The organism is Pantoea sp. ICBG 985 (genome assembly GCF_002928365.1).
In the GTDB taxonomy this organism is placed as follows: domain Bacteria; phylum Pseudomonadota; class Gammaproteobacteria; order Enterobacterales; family Enterobacteriaceae; genus Pantoea; species Pantoea dispersa.
In genome coordinates, this window is record NZ_POWM01000002.1 from 549707 (window position 1) to 569528 (window position 19822).

At 58.5% G+C, this 19822-nt stretch carries 14 protein-coding genes and 1 tRNA gene; 10 read left to right on the forward strand and 5 right to left on the reverse strand.

The window, feature by feature from the left end:
* Positions 1–187: 187 nt before the first annotated feature.
* A complete protein-coding gene (locus C1Y42_RS08600; protein ID WP_058774543.1) occupies positions 188–1270 on the forward strand; it encodes an acyltransferase family protein in 1083 nt (360 codons plus the stop codon).
* A 153-nt stretch (positions 1271–1423) separates the two neighbouring features.
* Here C1Y42_RS08600 and putA read toward each other — a convergent pair whose 3' ends face one another.
* Positions 1424–5368: a trifunctional transcriptional regulator/proline dehydrogenase/L-glutamate gamma-semialdehyde dehydrogenase gene (gene putA / locus C1Y42_RS08605; RefSeq protein WP_104093192.1), complete on the reverse strand. Its 3945-nt coding sequence runs from the start codon at positions 5366–5368 to the stop codon at positions 1424–1426.
* A 446-nt stretch (positions 5369–5814) separates the two neighbouring features.
* Between putA and putP the strand changes: the two genes are divergently transcribed.
* The 7 genes from putP (at position 5815) to C1Y42_RS23705 (ending at position 13645) form a co-directional block, all read left to right on the forward strand.
* A complete protein-coding gene (gene putP, locus C1Y42_RS08610) occupies positions 5815–7299 on the forward strand; it encodes a sodium/proline symporter PutP (protein ID WP_058780697.1) in 1485 nt (494 codons plus the stop codon).
* 256 nt (positions 7300–7555) lie between these two features.
* Positions 7556–8389 (forward strand): iron uptake transporter permease EfeU, encoded by an 834-nt coding sequence (gene efeU / locus C1Y42_RS08615; RefSeq protein WP_104093193.1) that lies wholly within the window; start codon positions 7556–7558, stop codon positions 8387–8389.
* A 51-nt stretch (positions 8390–8440) separates the two neighbouring features.
* Positions 8441–9559 carry an iron uptake system protein EfeO gene (efeO, locus tag C1Y42_RS08620; RefSeq protein WP_104093194.1) on the forward strand — a complete coding sequence of 373 codons (1119 nt, stop codon included), beginning with the start codon at positions 8441–8443 and terminating at the stop codon, positions 9557–9559.
* A gap of 2 nt (positions 9560–9561) precedes the next feature.
* Complete coding sequence (efeB, locus tag C1Y42_RS08625; RefSeq protein ID WP_104093195.1) at positions 9562–10842, forward strand: iron uptake transporter deferrochelatase/peroxidase subunit; 1281 nt, start codon at positions 9562–9564, stop codon at positions 10840–10842.
* 574 nt (positions 10843–11416) lie between these two features.
* Positions 11417–12205: a phosphate starvation-inducible protein PhoH gene (gene phoH, locus C1Y42_RS08635; RefSeq protein WP_021509913.1), complete on the forward strand. Its 789-nt coding sequence runs from the start codon at positions 11417–11419 to the stop codon at positions 12203–12205.
* A gap of 98 nt (positions 12206–12303) precedes the next feature.
* Positions 12304–13311, forward strand: coding sequence for an XdhC family protein (locus C1Y42_RS08640; protein WP_199188972.1), 1008 nt, complete (start codon positions 12304–12306; stop codon positions 13309–13311).
* A gap of 196 nt (positions 13312–13507) precedes the next feature.
* Complete coding sequence (locus C1Y42_RS23705; protein ID WP_021509915.1) at positions 13508–13645, forward strand: hypothetical protein; 138 nt, start codon at positions 13508–13510, stop codon at positions 13643–13645.
* A 160-nt stretch (positions 13646–13805) separates the two neighbouring features.
* Here the strand turns inward: C1Y42_RS23705 and hxlB are convergent, their stop codons facing one another.
* Positions 13806–14366: a 6-phospho-3-hexuloisomerase gene (gene hxlB, locus C1Y42_RS08645; RefSeq protein WP_104093197.1), complete on the reverse strand. Its 561-nt coding sequence runs from the start codon at positions 14364–14366 to the stop codon at positions 13806–13808.
* Positions 14367–14916: 550 nt separating this feature from the next.
* Positions 14917–15004, reverse strand: a tRNA-Ser gene (locus C1Y42_RS08650).
* 245 nt (positions 15005–15249) lie between these two features.
* Here C1Y42_RS08650 and phoA point away from each other — a divergent pair.
* Complete coding sequence (gene phoA, locus C1Y42_RS08655) at positions 15250–16656, forward strand: alkaline phosphatase (RefSeq protein ID WP_104093198.1); 1407 nt, start codon at positions 15250–15252, stop codon at positions 16654–16656.
* Between the two features lie 5 nt (positions 16657–16661).
* Here phoA and C1Y42_RS08660 read toward each other — a convergent pair whose 3' ends face one another.
* Positions 16662–17786 (reverse strand): YbfB/YjiJ family MFS transporter, encoded by a 1125-nt coding sequence (locus tag C1Y42_RS08660; protein WP_233210693.1) that lies wholly within the window; start codon positions 17784–17786, stop codon positions 16662–16664.
* 137 nt (positions 17787–17923) lie between these two features.
* Between C1Y42_RS08660 and C1Y42_RS08665 the strand changes: the two genes are divergently transcribed.
* On the forward strand, positions 17924–18718 hold the full coding sequence (locus C1Y42_RS08665; RefSeq protein ID WP_104093200.1) for a helix-turn-helix transcriptional regulator: 795 nt from the start codon (positions 17924–17926) through the stop codon (positions 18716–18718).
* A gap of 38 nt (positions 18719–18756) precedes the next feature.
* On the opposite strand, the gene gap is transcribed toward C1Y42_RS08665, so the two are convergent.
* Positions 18757–19767: a type I glyceraldehyde-3-phosphate dehydrogenase gene (gap, locus tag C1Y42_RS08670; protein ID WP_058757433.1), complete on the reverse strand. Its 1011-nt coding sequence runs from the start codon at positions 19765–19767 to the stop codon at positions 18757–18759.
* Between the last annotated feature and the right edge of the window lie 55 nt (positions 19768–19822).

A 19822-nucleotide genomic window follows, 5' to 3' on the forward strand; every position in this document is an offset into this window, starting at 1 on the left:
CGGGCGGTCAATTTATCTCTGGTACTGTAAAGTATTGTTATATCAGGACCAGCGAAAAAGTTTTAGGAGTTTCGCTAGAGTCAGTCCCTGCTGCTTGTTGAATAATCGTTGAATAACCATAAAGGCTTCACTGCCTGATTCTTCATTCTTCTCCTTTAAGACCTACACCGCAGCAGGAGTCAAAAATATGAATAACGCCAGGAAAGAAGATATTGCATGGGTGAATACCCTGAAAGGAGTGTGCATATTGCTGGTGGTACTGTATCACACCGTATTACCCGGCTTTGAAGGCACGGTTAAATATCTCAGCGCCGGCTGGATCCCGGCGGAAATATGGGTGCAGTTTAATACGGTGTTATCACCGTTGCGTATGCCCGCCTTTTTCTTCGTCTCCGGCCTGCTTGCCACCAACGGCATTCTCAACCGGCCGTGGAAACAGGTATTTACCAGCCGCATTACCAATCTGTTCTATCTCTATGTGCTGTGGGGCTTTATTCAGTGGTGGTCGATTGTCGGCATTTCGACTGAAATCACCGGCCAGCGTATCTCGCAGAACCTCAACGCGGCTTACGCCGGTTCGCTGCTGGAGTTCCTTAAGCTGACTTTCCTGGCGATGAGCACCTCGTGGTACCTGTACGGTCTGGCGATCTACTTCCTGTGCGCCAAAATCTTCCGTCAGCACAAAGTGGCGCTGCTGGTGGCGGCGGTGGTGCTGAATTATCTGGCGGTGGAGAAGATCATTCCCTACTGGGGACCGCAGAGCGTGGCGCAGTATTTCCTGTTCTTCCTGCTGGGCGCGTTCTGGAGCCCGCTGATGTTGCGCCTGAGTCAGCTGCGCCGCGAGAACCTTCTGCCGTGGGCCGCGCTGGCCGCGCTGTCCGGCCTGCACGTGATTTTTGGCCTCGATAAGAGCCTGTTCATGTGCATCATCGCGGTGCTGGTGAGCGTGGCGGCGTGCCGCTGGCTCAACGCGCACTTCAGCATGCGTTACTTCAACTGGATTGGCCGCAACACGCTGCAGATCTACGTTATCCACCGCATTTTTATTGAGTTCTTCGGCATGTCGGCGATTCTGTTTGCGCAGCGCCATCATCTGTTTGAGCAGGCGTGGTTCGCGCTGCTGTGGGCGTGCTTCTATCCGCTGGCAATTGTCGGCATCTGTTCGCTGTGTTCGGTGGCGGTGTGGTCGCTGACCAACCGCGGGCTGGGGCAGTCGCTGTTTGTGTTCCCGACGCTGATTGGTTTGAAACGCAGTAAGTCGGTGGCGTGATGTTCGCTGGTAAGCTTTAAATTGGTATAAACGAGGGCACGTTTCGTAGCAGCGCGATTCATCGCACAATGAATGGCGCCGCTACGGCCTTGTTGCAACTTGCGGTGTCCTTCATCGATCTCCATTACGCCATCCATGGCGATCCTGCTTTACTTAACCAATGGTCATCAGGCTGGCGTTGCCGCCGGCGGCCGCGGTATTGACGCTCAGCGAGCGCTCAATCAGCAGACGTTCCAGCAGCAGATTGGTCTCGCCGCGGGCAAAGCCCTGCACTGACACAATCGCGCCTTCGCGGGCGGCAATCTGTTCGCACAGGCTGCGCAGCTGATCGGCATCGCCGTGATAGATCACCGCATCAAACTCCGCCGCCAGCACATCTTTCGCCAGCGTGATGCGCGCCTGCACCGCGGCCGGCAGCGACTGGCGCAGCGTCCGATGCAGCTCGTCATCCTGCCACAGTGCCTGGCTACCGACGCTGGTGACCGCCGCCAGCTGAATCAGCGCATCCTGCTGATTGTCCGCGATACACAGTACCCGATCGCGCGGCAGCAACGTAAAGGTGTTGCGCTCACCGGTCGGGCCCGGCAGCAGTCGCACGGTCCCGGCCTGGCTCAGCGCATCGTAACGCTGACACAGCGCCAGCAGCTCCGGCTTATCCTGTGCCCAGCTCTGCAATGCCTGATGCGCGCTCAGCAGCGTGGTGCGCACGCTGCTGTCCACCGGCCGTTCGGCATCCTGACGATCAAAGGTGATGCGCAGGGCACCGTCCGGACGATGGGCCAGCAGGCGGTAGAGATAGAGCGGACCGCCGGCTTTCGGACCGGTGCCCGACAGGCCTTCGCCACCGAACGGCTGCACGCCGACCACCGCGCCCACCATGTTACGGTTAACGTACAGGTTGCCGACTTTCGCTCCGGCCGTCACCTGCGCAATGGTTTCATCGATACGGGTATGCACGCCAAGCGTCAGGCCATAGCCCGAGGCGTTGATCTGCTCAATCAGCTGCGGCAGGTTGTTGCGCGCAAAGCGCACCACGTGCAGCACCGGACCGAACACCTCTTTATCCAGATCGCTGACATGATCGAGCTCAATCAGCGTCGGTTTGATAAAGGTACCGCTGTGCCACTCTTTGCTGTCCTGCGGATGCTCCTGCACCGCCTGATACACGGTAAAGCCTTTATTGCGCATCGCCTGGATATGGCGCTCGATGTTGGCTTTGGCTTCAGCATCGATCACCGGACCGACGTCGGTCGACAGACGCTCCGGATTGCCCATGCGGCATTCGGCCATGGCACCACGCAGCATCTTCAGCGTGTGGTCAGCCACATCGTCCTGGATGCACAGCAGACGCAGCGCCGAGCAGCGCTGGCCGGCGCTGTCAAACGCGGACGCCACGATATCCACCACCACCTGTTCGGTGAGTGCTGAAGAGTCAACGATCATGGCGTTCATGCCGCCGGTTTCGGCGATCAGCGGCGTCGGGCGACCCTGCGGATCGAGGCGGCCAGCCAGGTTGCGCTGCAGCAGGGTGGCGACTGCGGTTGAGCCGGTGAACATCACGCCGCGCACCCGCTCGTCGCCGGTCAGCTGCGCACCCACCGTTTCGCCCTGGCCGGGCAGCAGTTGCAGCACGCCGGCCGGTACGCCGGCATCCAGCATGATCTGCACCGCCTGCGCGGCAATCAGCGGCGTCTGCTCGGCGGGTTTTGCCAGCACGCTGTTGCCTGCTGCCAGGGCGGCGGCAATCTGACCGGTGAAGATCGCCAGCGGGAAGTTCCACGGGCTGATGCACACTACCGGACCGAGCGGGCGATGGGTTTCGTTATCGAAATCGTCACGCACCATGCCGGCGTAGTAGTAGAGGAAGTCGACCGCTTCACGCACTTCGGCGATGGCGTTGTTGTAGGTTTTACCCGCCTCACGCACCAGCAAACCGATCAACTGCTGCATCTGGTCTTCCATCGCTTGGGCGGCACGCTCAAGGATCGCGGCGCGCTCCTGCGGCGGCGTGGCGAACCAGATCGGTCCGGCATTCACCGCGGCATCCAGCGCACAGGAGACCTCTTCAGGGGTGGCTTCCCGCACGCTGCCGACGATATCCGCCGGCGTGGCCGGGTTGATCACCGCGCGGCTGCTGCCGCTACCCAGCTCGCCATCAATAATCGGCTGAGCCTGCCACGGCTGGCTGGCGCTGGAGAGCAGGGCGCTGGAGAGCGACGCCAGGCGGTGTTCGTTGGCCAGATCCAGACCGGCAGAGTTAACACGCTTGTCGCCATACAGATCGCGCGGTAGCGGAATCTTCGGATGCGGCAGGCCAATGGCGCCTTCTGCGACACCCATTTTTTCCACTGCAGCCACCGGATCGGCCACCAGCTCGTCAATCGGCAGCGTGTTGTCAGCGATGCGGTTGACGAACGAGGTATTGGCGCCGTTTTCCAGCAGGCGACGCACCAGGTAGGCCAGCAGCGTTTCGTGGGTACCGACCGGCGCATAAATCCGGCACGGCCGGTTCAGCTTGCCATCGGCCACTTTGCCCACCACCTGCTCGTACAGCGGTTCGCCCATGCCGTGCAGGCACTGGAATTCGTACTGGCCAGGATAGTAGTTGTTGCCCGCCAGCTGGTAGATCGCCGCCAGCGTGTGGGCGTTGTGGGTGGCAAACTGCGGATAAATCAGGTTAGGCACCGCCAGCAATTTACGCGCACAGGCGAGGTAGGAGATGTCGGTGTACACCTTGCGGGTGTAAACCGGATAGCCTTCAAGGCCTTCCATCTGCGCGCGCTTGATTTCGCTATCCCAGTAAGCGCCTTTCACCAGACGGATCATCAGACGACGGCGGCTGCGCTGCGCCAGATCCACCAGCGCATCAATCACAAACGGACAGCGCTTCTGATAAGCCTGAATCACGAAACCGATGCCGTTCCAGCCTTCCAGCTCCGGCTCAAAACAGAGTTTTTCCAGCAGATCGAGCGACAGCTCCAGGCGATCGGCTTCTTCGGCATCGATGTTGATGCCGATGTCATACGAGCGCGCCAGCAGCGTCAGCGATTTCAGGATCGGGTAAAGCTCTTCCATCACCCGCTCATACTGCGCGCGGCTGTAGCGCGGATGCAGCGCCGACAACTTGATGGAAATGCCCGGACCTTCATAAATGCCGCGCCCGTTGGAGGCTTTACCTATGGCATGAATCGCCTGCTGATAGGAGATCAGATAGGCTTTGGCATCGCTGGCGGTGAGTGCCGCTTCGCCCAGCATGTCATACGAGTAGCGGAAGCCTTTCTCTTCCAGCTTGCGCGCGTTGGCCAGCGCCTCGGCGATGGTTTCGCCGGTGACGAACTGTTCGCCCATCAGGCGCATCGCCATATCCACGCCTTTGCGGATCAGCGGTTCGCCGCTCTTGCCGATGATGCGGTTGAGCGATTTAGACAGGTTGGCTTCATTGTGCGTGGAGACCAGACGACCGGTAAACAGCAGGCCCCAGGTGGCGGCGTTGACGAACATCGACGGGCTGCGGCCCAGATGGGACTGCCAGTTGCCGTTGCTGATTTTATCGCGGATCAGCGCATCGCGGGTGGGCTTGTCAGGAATACGCAGCAGCGCTTCCGCCAGACACATCAGCGCCACGCCTTCCTGAGACGAGAGCGAGAACTCCTGCAGCAGGCTTTGCACCATACCGGCGCGTCCGGTTGCCCCTTTTTGGTGCCGTAGCTTGTCCGCCAGGCTGTATGCCAGCTGGTGGGTTTTCTCTGCCAGCGGGGCAGGGAGACGCGCCTGCTCCAGCAGCATCGGCACCGCATCGGTCTCCGGACGACGCCACGCGGCGGTGATGGCCGAGCGGCTGACCGACTGCGGCAAAATGTGTTCGGCGAAGTCGAGGAAAGGCTGGAAGCTCTCTTCCGGCACACGCTCATCGTCTGCGGCATCATTCAGCTGCAGCGGGATCTCCGCCAGCGTTTCTCCCGCTTCCAGCTGGCCGAGATAGTTAAAAATTGCCTGCTTGATCAGCCAGTGCGGCGTGCGGTCAATCTTTTGCGCCGCCAGTTTAATGCGATCGCGGGTGGCTTCATCCAGCTTCACCCCCATGGTGGTGGTTCCCATGATTTCCTCGTCCTCAAAGTGTGAATCAACTTCAGCGTGGGCTGCACTATCACTCATGTTGCAACTTTGTGCAACCGTGTTAAATGTGACCTCGGTTGCACGTTTTTAACCGGCTTTTTTGTTAACGCAGCAAAAGCGGCACAGAACTTGCTGCAAGAATCTCGCCAGAGTTGCAACCCACCGCAACAGGACGCGTCCTGGCTGACATCAGGTGCAACTTAAAATGTGAACAGGCGCAACCTGTGAGCATGAAAAATGCAAAGTCAGGTGAAACCCAGGTAACAGCTGTGTTAAATGCATTGTGCGCGTCGCACCTTTGCGGCAGGATACCGCGCCTTATGAGAAATCGCTTTCTCTGGATGCGGTAAAGCCCTGACGTTATCCCGTTCCGGTAACGCAGGAAAAAAGATTTCTCTTAAGAGATCAAATAATAAGTGGAGAGACAGATGACAGTAAGTACACCGATGCTGGTGACATTTATCATTTACATCCTCGGGATGGTGTTGATTGGTTTTATCGCGTACCGCTCAACCAAAAACTTTGACGACTATATTCTGGGCGGTCGCAGCCTGGGCAGCGTGGTGACCGCGCTGTCAGCCGGGGCCTCGGACATGAGCGGCTGGCTGCTGATGGGACTGCCGGGCGCGATTTTTCTCTCAGGGATCTCTGAGAGCTGGATTGCCATCGGCCTGACCATTGGCGCGTGGCTGAACTGGAAAATTGTTGCGGGTCGCCTGCGCGTGCAGACCGAGCATCACAATAATGCCTTAACCCTGCCAGACTTTTTCACCAGCCGCTTCGAAGACCACAGCAAAATTCTGCGTGTCATCTCGGCACTGGTAATCCTGATCTTCTTCACTATTTACTGTGCCTCGGGCGTCGTTGCCGGCGCGCGCCTGTTTGAAAGCACCTTCGGCATGAGTTATGAAACCGCGCTGTGGGCCGGCGCGGCAGCAACCATTCTTTATACCCTGGTGGGCGGCTTCCTTGCGGTGAGCTGGACCGATACCGTGCAGGCCAGCCTGATGATTTTTGCGCTGATCCTGACGCCGGTGATTGTGATTATCGCTGTCGGCGGACTGGATGATTCGCTGGCGGTGATTGAAGCGAAAAGCCTGGAAAACCTCGATATGCTGAAGGGCCTCAACTTCGTGGCGGTGATTTCACTGCTCGGCTGGGGGCTCGGCTACTTCGGCCAGCCGCATATTCTGGCGCGCTTCATGGCGGCAGACTCGCACCGTTCTATTCGTACCGCACGCCGCATCGGCATGGCCTGGATGATCCTGTGCCTGGCCGGCGCCGTCGCGGTGGGCTTCTTCGGCATCGCCTATTTCCAGAACCATCCGGATCAGGCGGCGGGCGTGAGCGAAAACGGCGAGCGCGTGTTTATCGAACTGGCACGTATTCTGTTCAATCCGTGGATCGCCGGTATTCTGCTCTCAGCCATTCTGGCGGCGGTGATGTCGACCCTGAGCTGTCAGCTGCTGGTGTGCTCGAGCGCGCTGACCGAAGACCTGTACAAAGGTTTCCTGCGTAAAAATGCCAGCCAGAAAGAGCTGGTATGGGTTGGCCGTTTGATGGTGCTGGTGATTGCGCTGGTGTCGATTGCGCTGGCCTCTAACCCGGAGAACCGCGTGCTCGGCCTGGTGAGCTACGCCTGGGCAGGCTTTGGTGCTGCATTCGGTCCGGTGGTGCTGTTCGGCGTGTGCTGGAAGCGCATGACGCGCAACGGCGCGCTGGCTGGCATGATTATCGGTGCCGCCACGGTGCTGATCTGGAAGCAGTACGCCTGGCTCAATCTGTATGAAATCATCCCGGGCTTCCTGTTTGCCAGCATCGCGATTGTCGTGGTGAGCCTGGCCGGTCGCGAACCGTCGGCTGAAGCGCAGCAGCGTTTTATTGCTGCCGAAGCGGAATACAACACCAAATAACGGTGATGGCCTGAGTAAAGCGGGGAGCGCGAGTGCCGTGCTCCCCGCACTGTTAGTGTCACGTCCTCTGCGCACGATTCATAGCCTAATTTGTCACTCCACCCTGACTTTCCCGCATCGCACCCTGACCCGCAAAAGCAAAATTAATTTCGCGCGGTGACTTGTATTTTTATCCGCGATAATGATAATCGATATCGTTCGCACTTTACGTATTTTTACCTAAGGTTTACCCTCCTTAACATTCAAGAGGTTGGTGATGTTCGTTCCCTTTCTCATTATGCTGCGCGAAGGTCTCGAGGCAGCACTCATCGTCAGCCTGATTGCCAGCTATCTCAAACGCACCCAGCGCAGCCAGTGGTTCCCCGCGATGTGGGCCGGCGTGTTTATCGCTGCGGCGCTGTGTCTCGCGCTCGGTATTTTCATCAACGAAACCACCGGTGAGTTCCCGCAGAAACAGCAGGAGCTGTTCGAGGGCATCGTGGCGGTCATTGCCGTGGTGATCCTCACCTCGATGGTGTTCTGGATGCGCAAGGTGTCGCGCAATATCAAAGCCACGCTGGAAAAATCCGTCGATCAGGCGCTGCAGAAGCCGGGCGGCAGCGGGTTGCCGCTGGTGCTGATGGTGTTTCTCGCCGTGGCGCGTGAAGGGCTGGAGTCGGTGTTCTTTCTGCTGGCGGCCTTCACCCAGGATGTCGGTTATGCGCCGCCGATTGGCGCGGTGCTGGGTCTGGCGACCGCCATCGTGCTCGGCATGCTGATTTACTACGGCGGCGTGCGGCTTAACATGGCGCACTTCTTCCGCTGGACCAGCCTGTTCATCCTGATGGTGGCGGCAGGTCTGGCGGCGGGGGCGATCCGCGCCTTCCATGAGGCGGGACTGTGGAACCACTTCCAGGCGACCGCGTTTGACTTCAGCAACACGCTCTCGACCCATTCGATCTTTGGCACGCTGCTGGAAGGCATTCTGGGTTATCAGGAAGCGCCGAGCGTCAGCGAAGTCGCGGTATGGCTGATTTACCTGATCCCGGCGCTGCTGCTGTTTTTCTTCCCGGCGCGTCCGGCACCCAGCGCCGCACGGTCGGTGCGCTAACTTTTCGCAGGCGCGCGTGCGCCTGTACCTTCATGTAACAGGGATATGACTATGACGATTCGCTTCCGCCGTAAGGCGCTGTTGCTCTCCATGCTGGCGCTGTCCGGTGCCGCTTCTGCCGCTGCCGTACCGCAGGTCACGGTGACGGTCACTGACAAGCAGTGCGAGCCGATGTCGCTCAACGTGCAGGCCGGTAAAACCCAGTTCATTATCAAAAACAACAGCCAGAAAGCGCTGGAGTGGGAAATCCTCAAAGGCGTGATGGTGGTGGAAGAGCGCGAAAACATCGCGCCCGGCTTCAGCCAGAAGCTCACCGCCAACCTGGAAGCGGGTGAATATGACATGACCTGCGGTCTGCTCACTAATCCGAAAGGCAAGCTGGTGGTCAGCGGTGACAGCAAAACCGCCAGCAGCGGCAAGCCAGATGTGCTGCAGCTGGTCGGGCCGATTGCCGATTACAAAGTCTACGTGATGGCAGAAGTGAGCGCGCTGGTGGCCGGCACCAAAGCCTTTACCGACGCGGTAAAAGCCGGTGACGTGGAAAAAGCCAAAGCGCTGTATGCGCCGACGCGTGTGCATTATGAGCGCATCGAGCCGATTGCCGAACTGTTCTCTGACCTCGACGGCAGTATTGACGCGCGTGAAGATGACTTCGAGAAAAAAGCGGAAGATCCGAAATTTACCGGCTTCCACCGGCTGGAAAAACTGCTGTTCGCCGACAACACCACCAAAGGCGCGGACGCGTTCGCTGACCAGCTGTATAAGGATGTGCAGGATCTGCAAACCCGCGTCAGCGAGCTGGCCTTCCCGCCGGCGAAAGTGGTCGGTGGCGCGGCAGGCCTGATTGAAGAGGTAGCGTCCAGCAAAATCTCCGGTGAGGAAGATCGCTACAGCCGTACCGATCTGTCCGATTTTCAGGCCAACATCGACGGCGCACAGAAAATCGTTGATCTGCTGCGTCCTCTGCTGCAAAAAGCCAATCCGCAGCTGCTGGCGAAAGTGGACGCGAACTTTAAGAAGGTGGATGGCATTCTCAGCAAATACCGCACCAAAGACGGTTTTGCTTCCTATGAAAAGCTGACCACCAGCGACCGTAATGCGCTGAAAGGGCCCATCACCACGCTGGCGGAAGATCTCTCCCTGCTGCGCGGCACTTTAGGTCTTGATTAATCATGAGTAAAAAAAATGACGCGGCGCAACCGTCGCGTCGTCGTCTGTTACAGGGATTGGGCATGCTGGGTGGCGCGGCGGCACTGGGCGGCGGCTGTCCGTTCCATGCCGCCAGCGCGGCAGAGAGTTTCTCACCCGGTACGGTAGCACCCGACGCGCGCCAGCAGGCGCAACCGTTTTACGGCGCTCATCAGGCCGGCATCCTGACGCCGCAGCAGGCATCTATGATGCTGGTGGCGTTTGATGTGCTGGCCGGTGATAAAGCCGAACTGGAACGCCTGCTGCGGCTGCTGACGCAGCGCTTTGCCTTTCTCACCCAGGGCGGACCGGCGCCGGCGGTGCCCAATCCGCAGCTGCCGCCGCTCGACTCCGGCATCCTGGGTGCGGACATCGCGCCCGATAACCTGACCCTGACGCTGTCGGTGGGGCATTCACTGTTCGACGAGCGCTTCGGGCTGGCCGCGCATAAACCCAGCCAGCTGCAGACGATGACACGCTTTCCCAACGATTCGCTCGACGCCGCCCAGTGTCATGGCGACCTGCTGATTCAGATCTGCGCCAATACCCAGGATACGGTGATTCACGCGCTGCGCGATATCATCAAGCACACGCCGGATCTGCTGGCGGTGCGCTGGCGGCGCGACGGCTTTATCGCCGATCACGCTGCACGCAGCAAAGGGCGCGAAACGCCGATCAACCTGCTGGGTTTCAAGGATGGCACCGCCAATCCGGATACCCACAATACTCAGTTGATGGACCAACTGCTGTGGGTGACACCAGAACAGCAGGAACCGGCGTGGACGCACGGCGGCAGCTATCAGGCGGTACGCATCATCCGTTTTCACGTTGAAATGTGGGACCGTACGCCGCTGGGCGAGCAGCAAACCATTTTTGGTCGTGAGAAGTTGTCCGGCGCGCCGCTGGGGATGCAGCACGAGCACGACGTGCCGGATTACGCCCGCGATCCGGACGGCGAGATTATCGCACTGGATGCGCATATCCGGCTCGCCAATCCGCGCACGCCGCAAACCGACAGCAGCCTGATGCTGCGGCGCGGCTACAGCTATTCCTCGGGGATTACCGGGGCAGGGCAGCTGGATATGGGGCTGCTGTTCGTCTGTTATCAGCACGATTTAAGCAAAGGCTTTATTACCGTGCAGAAACGACTCAACGGCGAAGCGCTGGAAGAATATATTCGTCCCATCGGCGGCGGATACTTTTTTGTTTTGCCCGGCGTGGCGGACAAAAATCATTATCTGGGGCAGCCGTTGCTCGAAGCCTGATTAATTAATGTACAGCGCTTGTCCGCCGTTCGCGGTGCCAGGCGCTGCTGTTAAGCCCGTCTTAAATTTCTCCTGTCTCGCTGTGATGTCCGAATTTTCTGAAACAGTTTGTTAAGTGCTGAATTACCTATCCTGCTGAATATTAATATTAATTTAATTTAAGCGCACCGGGCTGATGCAGCGCCACGCGGGTTTTCTTTGCCGTAAAGTAAAAATAGTGTTGCAAATCGGCGGAAATATGATGAACTTTAGTCATAGCGTCGTCAGTTGTGTGGCTAAGTCCACTGGAGTTCGCGCATGGCCCGGTCCTTATACGGACAGTTAAATACACTTCAGCTAGCGCAGTACGCTGCGGGGGATTGCCTCCCGCGTGAGAATCCTCTTCACTTTTCTTTTATCGCCTTCGAATTCTTTTCCGATGTTTACCGGTGCGCGGCAGCGTTTCGGCGTTGTTGCACACTTTTCTCACTGGCTCGATACGGCTTACAAGGAAGCCAACAAAACCTCTAAAGCGTTCAAATCATCGCCGCGGGTGATCCGCCGCGATAAATGAAACCAACTGTAAGGTGCCACTATGGGAAGACAGAAAGCAGTGATCAAAGCGCGTCGTGAAGCCCGCCGAGTGCTTCGCAGTGACTCTCGCAGTCATCGTCAGCGTGAAGAAGAATCGGTCACTTCGCTGGTGCAGATGGGTGGGCTGGATGCAATTGGCATGGCGCGCGATGTGCGTGACCGGTCACCAATTGAGGCCAGAAACGATGCTCAGGCGCACTATCTTAACGCCATAGAAACGAAACAGCTGATATTCGCGACCGGTGAAGCCGGCTGCGGTAAAACCTGGATCAGCGCTGCGAAAGCAGCCGAGGCCCTGATCAATAAGGACATCGAAAGGATCATTGTGACGCGCCCGGTTTTACAGGCGGATGAAGATCTCGGTTTCCTGCCAGGAGACATCTCCGAGAAATTCGCTCCCTATTTCCGACCGGTTTACGACGTTCTGGTTAAACGTCTCGGCGCTTCCTTTATGCAGTACTGCCTGCGACCCGAAATCGCCAAGGTAGAGATCGCGCCCTTCGCTTATATGCGCGGACGTACCTTTGAGAATGCGGTGGTGATTCTGGATGAGGCGCAAAACGTCACCGCTGCGCAGATGAAGATGTTCCTGACCCGCCTGGGCGAAAACGTCACCGTGATTGTCAACGGTGATGTCACCCAGTGCGACCTGCCCGCCAGCGTCAAATCTGGCCTTGCCGATGCGCTGGCGCGCTTCGAAGAGGATGAGATGATTGGCGTGGTGCGTTTCGGTAAAGACGACTGCGTTCGCTCGGCACTGTGCCAGCGCACGCTGCATGCTTACAGTTAACCTTAAAAAAATAGCTAATCTCAACCCGGCTGCGGCCGGGTTTTTCATTGCTATGCTTACGGGACGAAAAAGGGCGGAAACGATGAGCGGAGAAAGTCATGCACTCTCTTGATGTGCAGGTGGTAAGGATGGCGCAGCAGTGGGCGGAAGCGCAGCCGGTGTGGCTGTGTACCGTGCTCAGCACGTACGGATCATCGCCGCGCCCGCCGGGCGCGATGATGGTGATTCGCGCCGATGGGCGCTACAGCGGTTCCCTTTCCGGCGGCTGCGTCGAGGAGAATTTTATCACCCGCGTTCAGCAGCAGGCGTTCTCTGCCGCCAGTCAACTGGTGCGCTACGGCGAGGGGGGCGATACGCCTGATCGCGCGCTGCCGTGCGGCGGCGTACTGGATATTCTGGTCGAACGGTTGCCTGCAGGTGCCGCTACGCTGCGCTATTTACAGCAGCTGGAGGATGCGCTGACCGGCGCGCGTGCCATCACCAAACGCCTGACGCTGCCGCAGCCGTGTCACGCGCTCGAACCGGCGCCTTATACCCACCGCACCCGCACCCAGGTCACTGACGGTGAAATCGCTCTGACCCTGAGTGCCGCGCCGCGCCTGATCCTTGCCGGACTCTCCAGCGTCGCCGTTTACTGTGCCAACTTCGCGCTGGCGCTGGGATTCGAAACCATCGTCTGTGAACACCGTGAAGAGGTGCTGAGCAATATGGCGGCCGAACTGGCACCGGACGTCAAACTGGTGCAGCAGTTTCCGGCGGTGTATCTGGAACGCGAGGGCTGTCATGCCGCCACGGCGATCCTCTCGCTGACGCATGATGCGCGTATTGATGATCTCACCATGATGGAAGCGGTCAATCTGCCGGCATTTTATCTCGGTGCGATGGGCTCGCAGCGTAACAGCGCAAAACGCAAAGCGCGCCTGAGCGCGATTGCGGAGCTGACGCCGGCGCAGTTGCAGCGCATCCACGCTCCGGTTGGGCTGGATATCGGCAGCAAAACCCCGGCGGAAATCGCGCTGGCAATCATGGCGGATATTGTGCGTCACAAAAATGGGTTAGCGGCAACGGATGCGCTTAGCCCGGTGCACGCAGCGTCTGAAGGATAACATCACTCACCCCACGAAAAACCCGGATGCACCAGGACGCCAGCAGACGGGTAATCGGCTATGCCAAATTTTCGCGCCGCAAATAATCAATAAGCTGTGCTTTATGTTTCATGATGTGATCAACGCTTGCGCTTTACCGGTAACATCTTATCTTCAGAGAAGCGTGTACAAACACCTGAACTGAGAAGGGGTATTTATGGCTAAGCGTCATTGGATTAAATCAATTGAAATTACAGCAATTATTGTCTTCGCGCTGGTGATCGCCTGGCTGGCCGTCACGGGCATCCTGTCTTCAACCGGCCTCGATCATGCGTGGCCTTATCCACATCAATAACTGAGTCCGGCACCAGGGAAATCAATTACGCTTAAATATAAACAGAATAAATTATCTAACCTGCACACCCGTATCAGCGGCGACACCGTGTCAGCACACAGGGTTTTGGTGTCAGATTTGCCGCGTATAAATCAGCGACGTTCGGGAACGCGTTATGCTGTTATTCGAAATCCGCATGGCGGCTGAACATGCTCTCGCTGGTTTCACCGCACTGATGCATGATTTCAAGCACCATGGCGTCACAGGCAATGAAGCAGAGTTGCTCAAAGGCCGAGCCCATTGGCTGCGAGAATCGTCCGGCGCTGCGTGCGTTATCGGTTTTAACGTTGCCGGGTAACACCAACACGCATTTGGCCAGTCTGCCGATGTTTGAATCTGCTTTCAGGGTAATCAGCGCCACATCGACACCGCGCTCAACGGCGTTCAGCGCCAGCGCTTTCAGGCTCGCGGTTTCGCCACTGCCAGAACCAATAATCAATAAATCGCCAGGTCTGGAGTGGGGTGACGAGATTTCACCCACCATGCTGACAGAGAAACCCAAATGCAACAGACGGTTAGCGAACGCGCGGATAGCAATGCCGCTGCGCCCGGCGCCTTGCAGGAAAATGTGTTTGGCGCTGCGAATCTGTGCGATCAATGCCTGCGCCTGGCTCTCGTCTATCTGCCGGGCGTTGTGCGCGAGTTCGGTAAGAATATGGGATACGTTTGACTGAACGGCCATGTTAACGCTCTCCCGTCAGGCAATGGTTCGTCCGACTCATTAAACAGCGAAAAGAGTGGCCGAAACAGGGCCGGTGCTTTTTCAGTCTGGTCATCGCGCATTCCCTCTTAATTCAAAGACATCATCAGTGGATGAAAAGGATACCCTGCAGAATTTCCGGTAAGAGTACACGGTCCGCTGCCCACGCGATATTGCAGCGAAAGGGGATCTTTCGATTATGCGTCCTGTGGCACAAAAGCACCTGGAGAACAGACAAATAAAAATGCCCAGCTGTTAACCGGGCACTTTTATATAAATGATGGCGGTGAGGGGGGGATTGATATCACTCGGCACATCCCTGTGCCTCGCCCTCCGGGTGGCTTGCAGCCATGCAAAACGGCTATCCTGCCGTTTTGTCACTTCGCTCACCCTGCGGGCAGCGTCGCATGCTCCGCTGTCCAACTGGCATGCGCCAGTTGTCGAACCTCCAATCGGGGATTCTCATCCCCCCACGCCTGGAGAATATAAATGAAAAAAGCCCGTACTTGCGTACAGGCTCTTCTCTGAATGATGGCGGTGAGGGGGGGATTCGAACCCCCGATACGTTGCCGTATACACACTTTCCAGGCGTGCTCCTTCAGCCACTCGGACACCTCACCACATTTTGTTTGCTGACCGCACTGGGTCAACGGGGCGCTACTATAGGGAGTTCAGCGATAAGGGTCAAGGGCTATTTTCTCCTTTTTTTCTATTCGCTTAACCTCTGCGCAGATTGCCCTAAGCCTCTCCACTTTGCCGGTTTTGTCATCAAAATATTCCTTAACTGACACAAAAGTGTCACCGCACTGTCGCAGACTTGTCGGCGGAAACATTTGGTTATATCTACGGATAAGGATGCTGATAAATGAAACGCTTACCTCTTTTCACCCTCTCTCTGCTGGCTTCACTCACCACCATGTCCGCGCTGGCAGAGAGCGCCAGCTATCAACGCGCCGCCATTGGCGATATTACCCAGCACGGCGGCGCGCGTCGCCTGAGCGGCGACCAGACCGAGGCGCTGAAAGCCTCATTGAGCAATAGCACGGCGAAGAATGTCATCCTGCTGATTGGCGATGGCATGGGCGATTCCGAAATCACCGCGGCGCGCAATCAGGCCATGGGGGCTGGCGGCTTCTTTCCCGGTATTGATGCGCTGCCGCTCACCGGCCAGTACACCCATTACTCGCTGGACAAGAAAACGCATAAGCCAAACTACGTAACGGATTCTGCCGCGTCGGCCACCGCCTGGGCCACCGGCACGAAAACTTATAACGGCGCGATTGGCGTCGATGTCAACGGCACAGATCAGGTCACGCTGCTTGAACTGGCCAAAGCAGCCGGTAAAGCCACCGGCAACGTCTCGACCGCAGAACTGCAGGATGCCACGCCGGCCGCGCTGATGGCGCACGTTACCTCGCGCAAATGCTACGGCCCGGAAAAAACCAGCGAGCTGTGTCCGGGTAACACGCTGGAGCAGGGCGGGAAAGGATCGATTAGCGAGCAGCTGCTGCAAACCCGTCCCGACGTCACGCTGGGCGGCGGTGCCAAATCTTTCGCTGAGCGGGCTAAAGCGGGCGACTATCAGGGCAAAACCCTGCGCGAGCAGGCCGAAATACGGGGGTTCCAGCTGGTCGATAATCTCGCCGCGCTGAACGCGGTACAGCAGGCGAATCAACAGACGCCACTGCTGGGGCTGTTCTCGGAGGGCAACATGCCGGTGCGCTGGCAGGGGCCGAAAGCCAGCTATCACGGTAATCTGGATAAACCGGTGGTGACCTGTGAGGTCAACAAAGATCGTCCGGCATCAATGCCAACCCTGGCGCAGATGACGCAAAAAGCCATCGACCTGCTCAGCCACAACGACAACGGCTTCTTCCTGCAGGTGGAGGGCGCGTCGATTGATAAGCAGGATCACGCCGCTAACCCGTGCGGTCAGATTGGTGAAACCGTCGATTTAGATGAGGCGGTGCAGGTGGCGCTGGCGTATGCGCGCGAGCACGGCGATACGCTGGTGGTGGTAACCGCCGATCACGCGCACAGCAGCCAGATCGTCGAAAACGGTACCAAAGCGCCGGGTCTGACTCAGGCGCTCAACACCAAAGATGGCGCGGTGATGACCATCAGCTACGGTAACTCGGAAGAGGATTCCCAGGAGCACACCGGCACCCAGTTGCGCATCGCGGCCTATGGTCCGCACGCGGCGAATGTGGTCGGCCTGACCGATCAGACCGACCTGTTCTTCACGCTGAAGCAGGCGATGGCACTGAAGTAAGCGCGTCAGTGCGGGCGGATGCGGAGCACCAGCAGTCCGCCCAGCACCAGTCCGCCAGCGGCCAGCAGCAGCGCGGGGTGCAGTGAAGCAAAAATCTGCACGCTGGCAGCGGAGATCAGCGGCCCTATTAGCTGGCCAGTGGCATAGCCTGACGTCAATATCGCCACGGTTTTTGCCACGCTGATATTGGAGACGGCGCGCGCCAGCTGCATCGACAGCTGCATAATCGAAAGAAACCCCAGCCCGACCATCACCGTTGAGATCAGCAGCCCGTTCACGCCCGGGATGAGCACGCCGCTGGCCACGCCCAGCCCCTGCAGGATCATAATCCACGCCAGGCTGAGGCGCGTATTCAGGCGCGCTGAAAACAGCATAATTAGCACCACACCAGCCACTGCGCAAAGTCCAAACAGCGGCCAGAAAAGCGCTGCCAGCTGACCCTGAGCAAACAGGCTATGCGCCATTTGTGACAGAAACGTCGCGGGCAAAATGTAGCCGAAACCGGCCAGCGTATAGGCCAGCCATAGCCGTTTCACCTCGTGACCCGGAGCCGCCGACGCACTTTCCCGCTGCCGGGCTGGGAGCGACGCGGGCAGCGCGCGCCACACCAGCAGCACGCCAGCCAGCGCTACCACGCCGTAGAGTTGCCAGGCACGATCGTCATTCAGGTCTAACCGGGTGATAAGCCACGCCAGCACGCCGCTCAGGGTGATGCCGGCTCCCGGGCCGGCAAATACCGCGGCGGACATGCGCGGGGCCTGCTGCTGTGCCAGCACCATCTGCGTCCAGGAGGTGACGATAATCAGGGCCCAGGCACCACCGATACCCGCCACCATACGGAACAGGCACTGCAGCACCCAGGCATGACTAAAGCCGGAGAGCAGAGTCACCAGCGCGGTGGCCAGCAAACCGGCCTTCAGGTAGCGCGCGTGATGGGCGGTGATCCGGCTCACGTGCAGTGCGCCCAGCAGGTAGCCGATGTAATTCATCGCCGCCAGCACGCCAGCGCTGGATAGCGTCAGGTGACCGTTGGCGATCATCAGCGGGATCTGCGGCGTGAGTGAAAAGCGGCCGATACCCATTACCACAATCAGGGTCACCATGCCGGTGAGCATGGTGATCAGGCTCACTCGGGGGTGCCGGACTGCTTGCCGTCCGGCGGAAACTGAATCTGCTGACATACTTTGCTTTACTCCGCTGAGATACCTTACTCTGTCCGGTGATAGTAAATGTCAATCAGTCAGTTAAAAATGGGGTGGTTTATTCTATGACTACAGGTCATACCCAGGCCGTAAAATCGCGTGGTGAAGATGTGAAAAACTTCCTTACCCGCCATCGCGCGCGTATTGATCCGCAGATCTATGGCTTCAGCCGGCAAAACCGGCGCGTCAGCGGACTGCGGCGCGAAGAAGTGGCACAGCTGGCGGCGGTCAGCGTCAGCTGGTACACCTGGCTCGAGCAGGGTCGCGACATCAGTATTTCGCCCGCCGCGCTGCAGCGCATCGGCAAAGTGCTACAACTCTCGGTCACCGAGCAGGAGTATCTTGAAGCGCTGGTGTTTGGTAATGCGCATTCGCAACCCTTCAGCCATGAATTGCCGCCTGAGGTGAGGGCGATGGTGGATGCGCTGGACCCGCATCCGGCATTTGTGCGCCGCGCCAACATGGATATTGTCTACTGGAATCCGGCAGCGCAGTCGCTGATTGTCGACTGGGCGGCCCTGCCACCGGCGGATCGCAACTCGCTCAAGCTGATGTTCATCAGTGAAGCCTACCAGCAGCGCATTCATGGCTGGGAAGAGGCGGCGCGCCATACGCTGTCGGCGTTTCGCGCCGGTTATGCCGCCAGCAATCAGGCGCAGGAATTCGAGGTGGTGATCGAAGATTTGCTGGCGCGCAGCGCCGGGTTTCGCACGCTGTGGAATGACCATGATGTGGGGAAAATTGGCGCGGGCAATAAAACCCTGATTGATGTCGAAGGCAGGATGCAGACATATACCTTTACCTCACTGCAAATTGAGCAGGCTCCGGGTATGCATCTGATTTTCTATCTGGCGCATTAGCGCGGCGTGCGCAGGTCGGGCGCACGCCGCCGGGGAGATTACAGACCGCGCTGTGCCATCAGGCGCGCGAGGTCAACCAGACGGTTGGAGAAGCCCCATTCGTTATCGTACCAGGCAAGGATCTTCACCAGGTTGCCACCAATCACCAGCGTGGATAAGCCGTCGATGATCGATGAACGCGCATCGCCCTGATAATCGCTGGAGACCAGCGGCTCATCGCTGTAGCCGAGGATACCCTGCAGCGGACCCGCAGCAGCAGCGGCTTTAAAAGCGTCATTCACCTCTTCGGCCGTCACGTCGCGTTTCAGCGTCACCGTCAGATCCACCACCGAGACCACCGGCACCGGCACACGCAGCGAGTAACCGGTTAAGCGGCCTTCCAGTTCCGGAATCACCCGGCCAAGCGCTTTAGCTGCGCCGCTGGAGTACGGCACAATCGACAGCGCCGCCGCACGCGCGCCGCGCAGATCTTTCTCTGGCTGGTCATGCAGCGCCTGGCTGTTGGTATAGGCATGGGTGGTGTTCATCAGACCGTGCTCAATACCAAACGCCTGATGCAGCACCTGCGCGGCGGGCGCCAAGCCGTTGGTAGTGCAGCTGCCGTTGCTCACCACAAAGTGCTGCTGCGGATCGTAGCGCTGGTCGTTGACGCCCATCACAATCGTCAAATCATCATTTTTGCCCGGCGCAGAGATGATCACGCGTTTGGCGCCGCCGTGCGTGATATGCACCGCGGCCTTGTCACGCTCGGTAAAAAAGCCGGTGGCTTCGATAACGATATCCACGCCCACGTCACGCCAGCGAATATTGGCCGGATCGCGCTCGCTGAACACCCGCACTGGTTTGCCATCAATGCGCAGCTCGCCGTCGCCAGCGCTGACTTCTGCCGGCAGCCGACCCAGCAGGGAGTCGTGCTTCAGCAGATGCGCCAGCGTTTTGCTGTCGGTGAGATCGTTAATCGCCACAATATCGATGTCGCTGCTGCCCAGCGCGGCGCGGAATACGTTACGTCCGATACGGCCAAAACCGTTAATGCCTACCTTGATCATGACTGACTCCTTAGTGAAGTTACTGCAGTCACTGTAGGCCGGAGGCGCGCTGGCG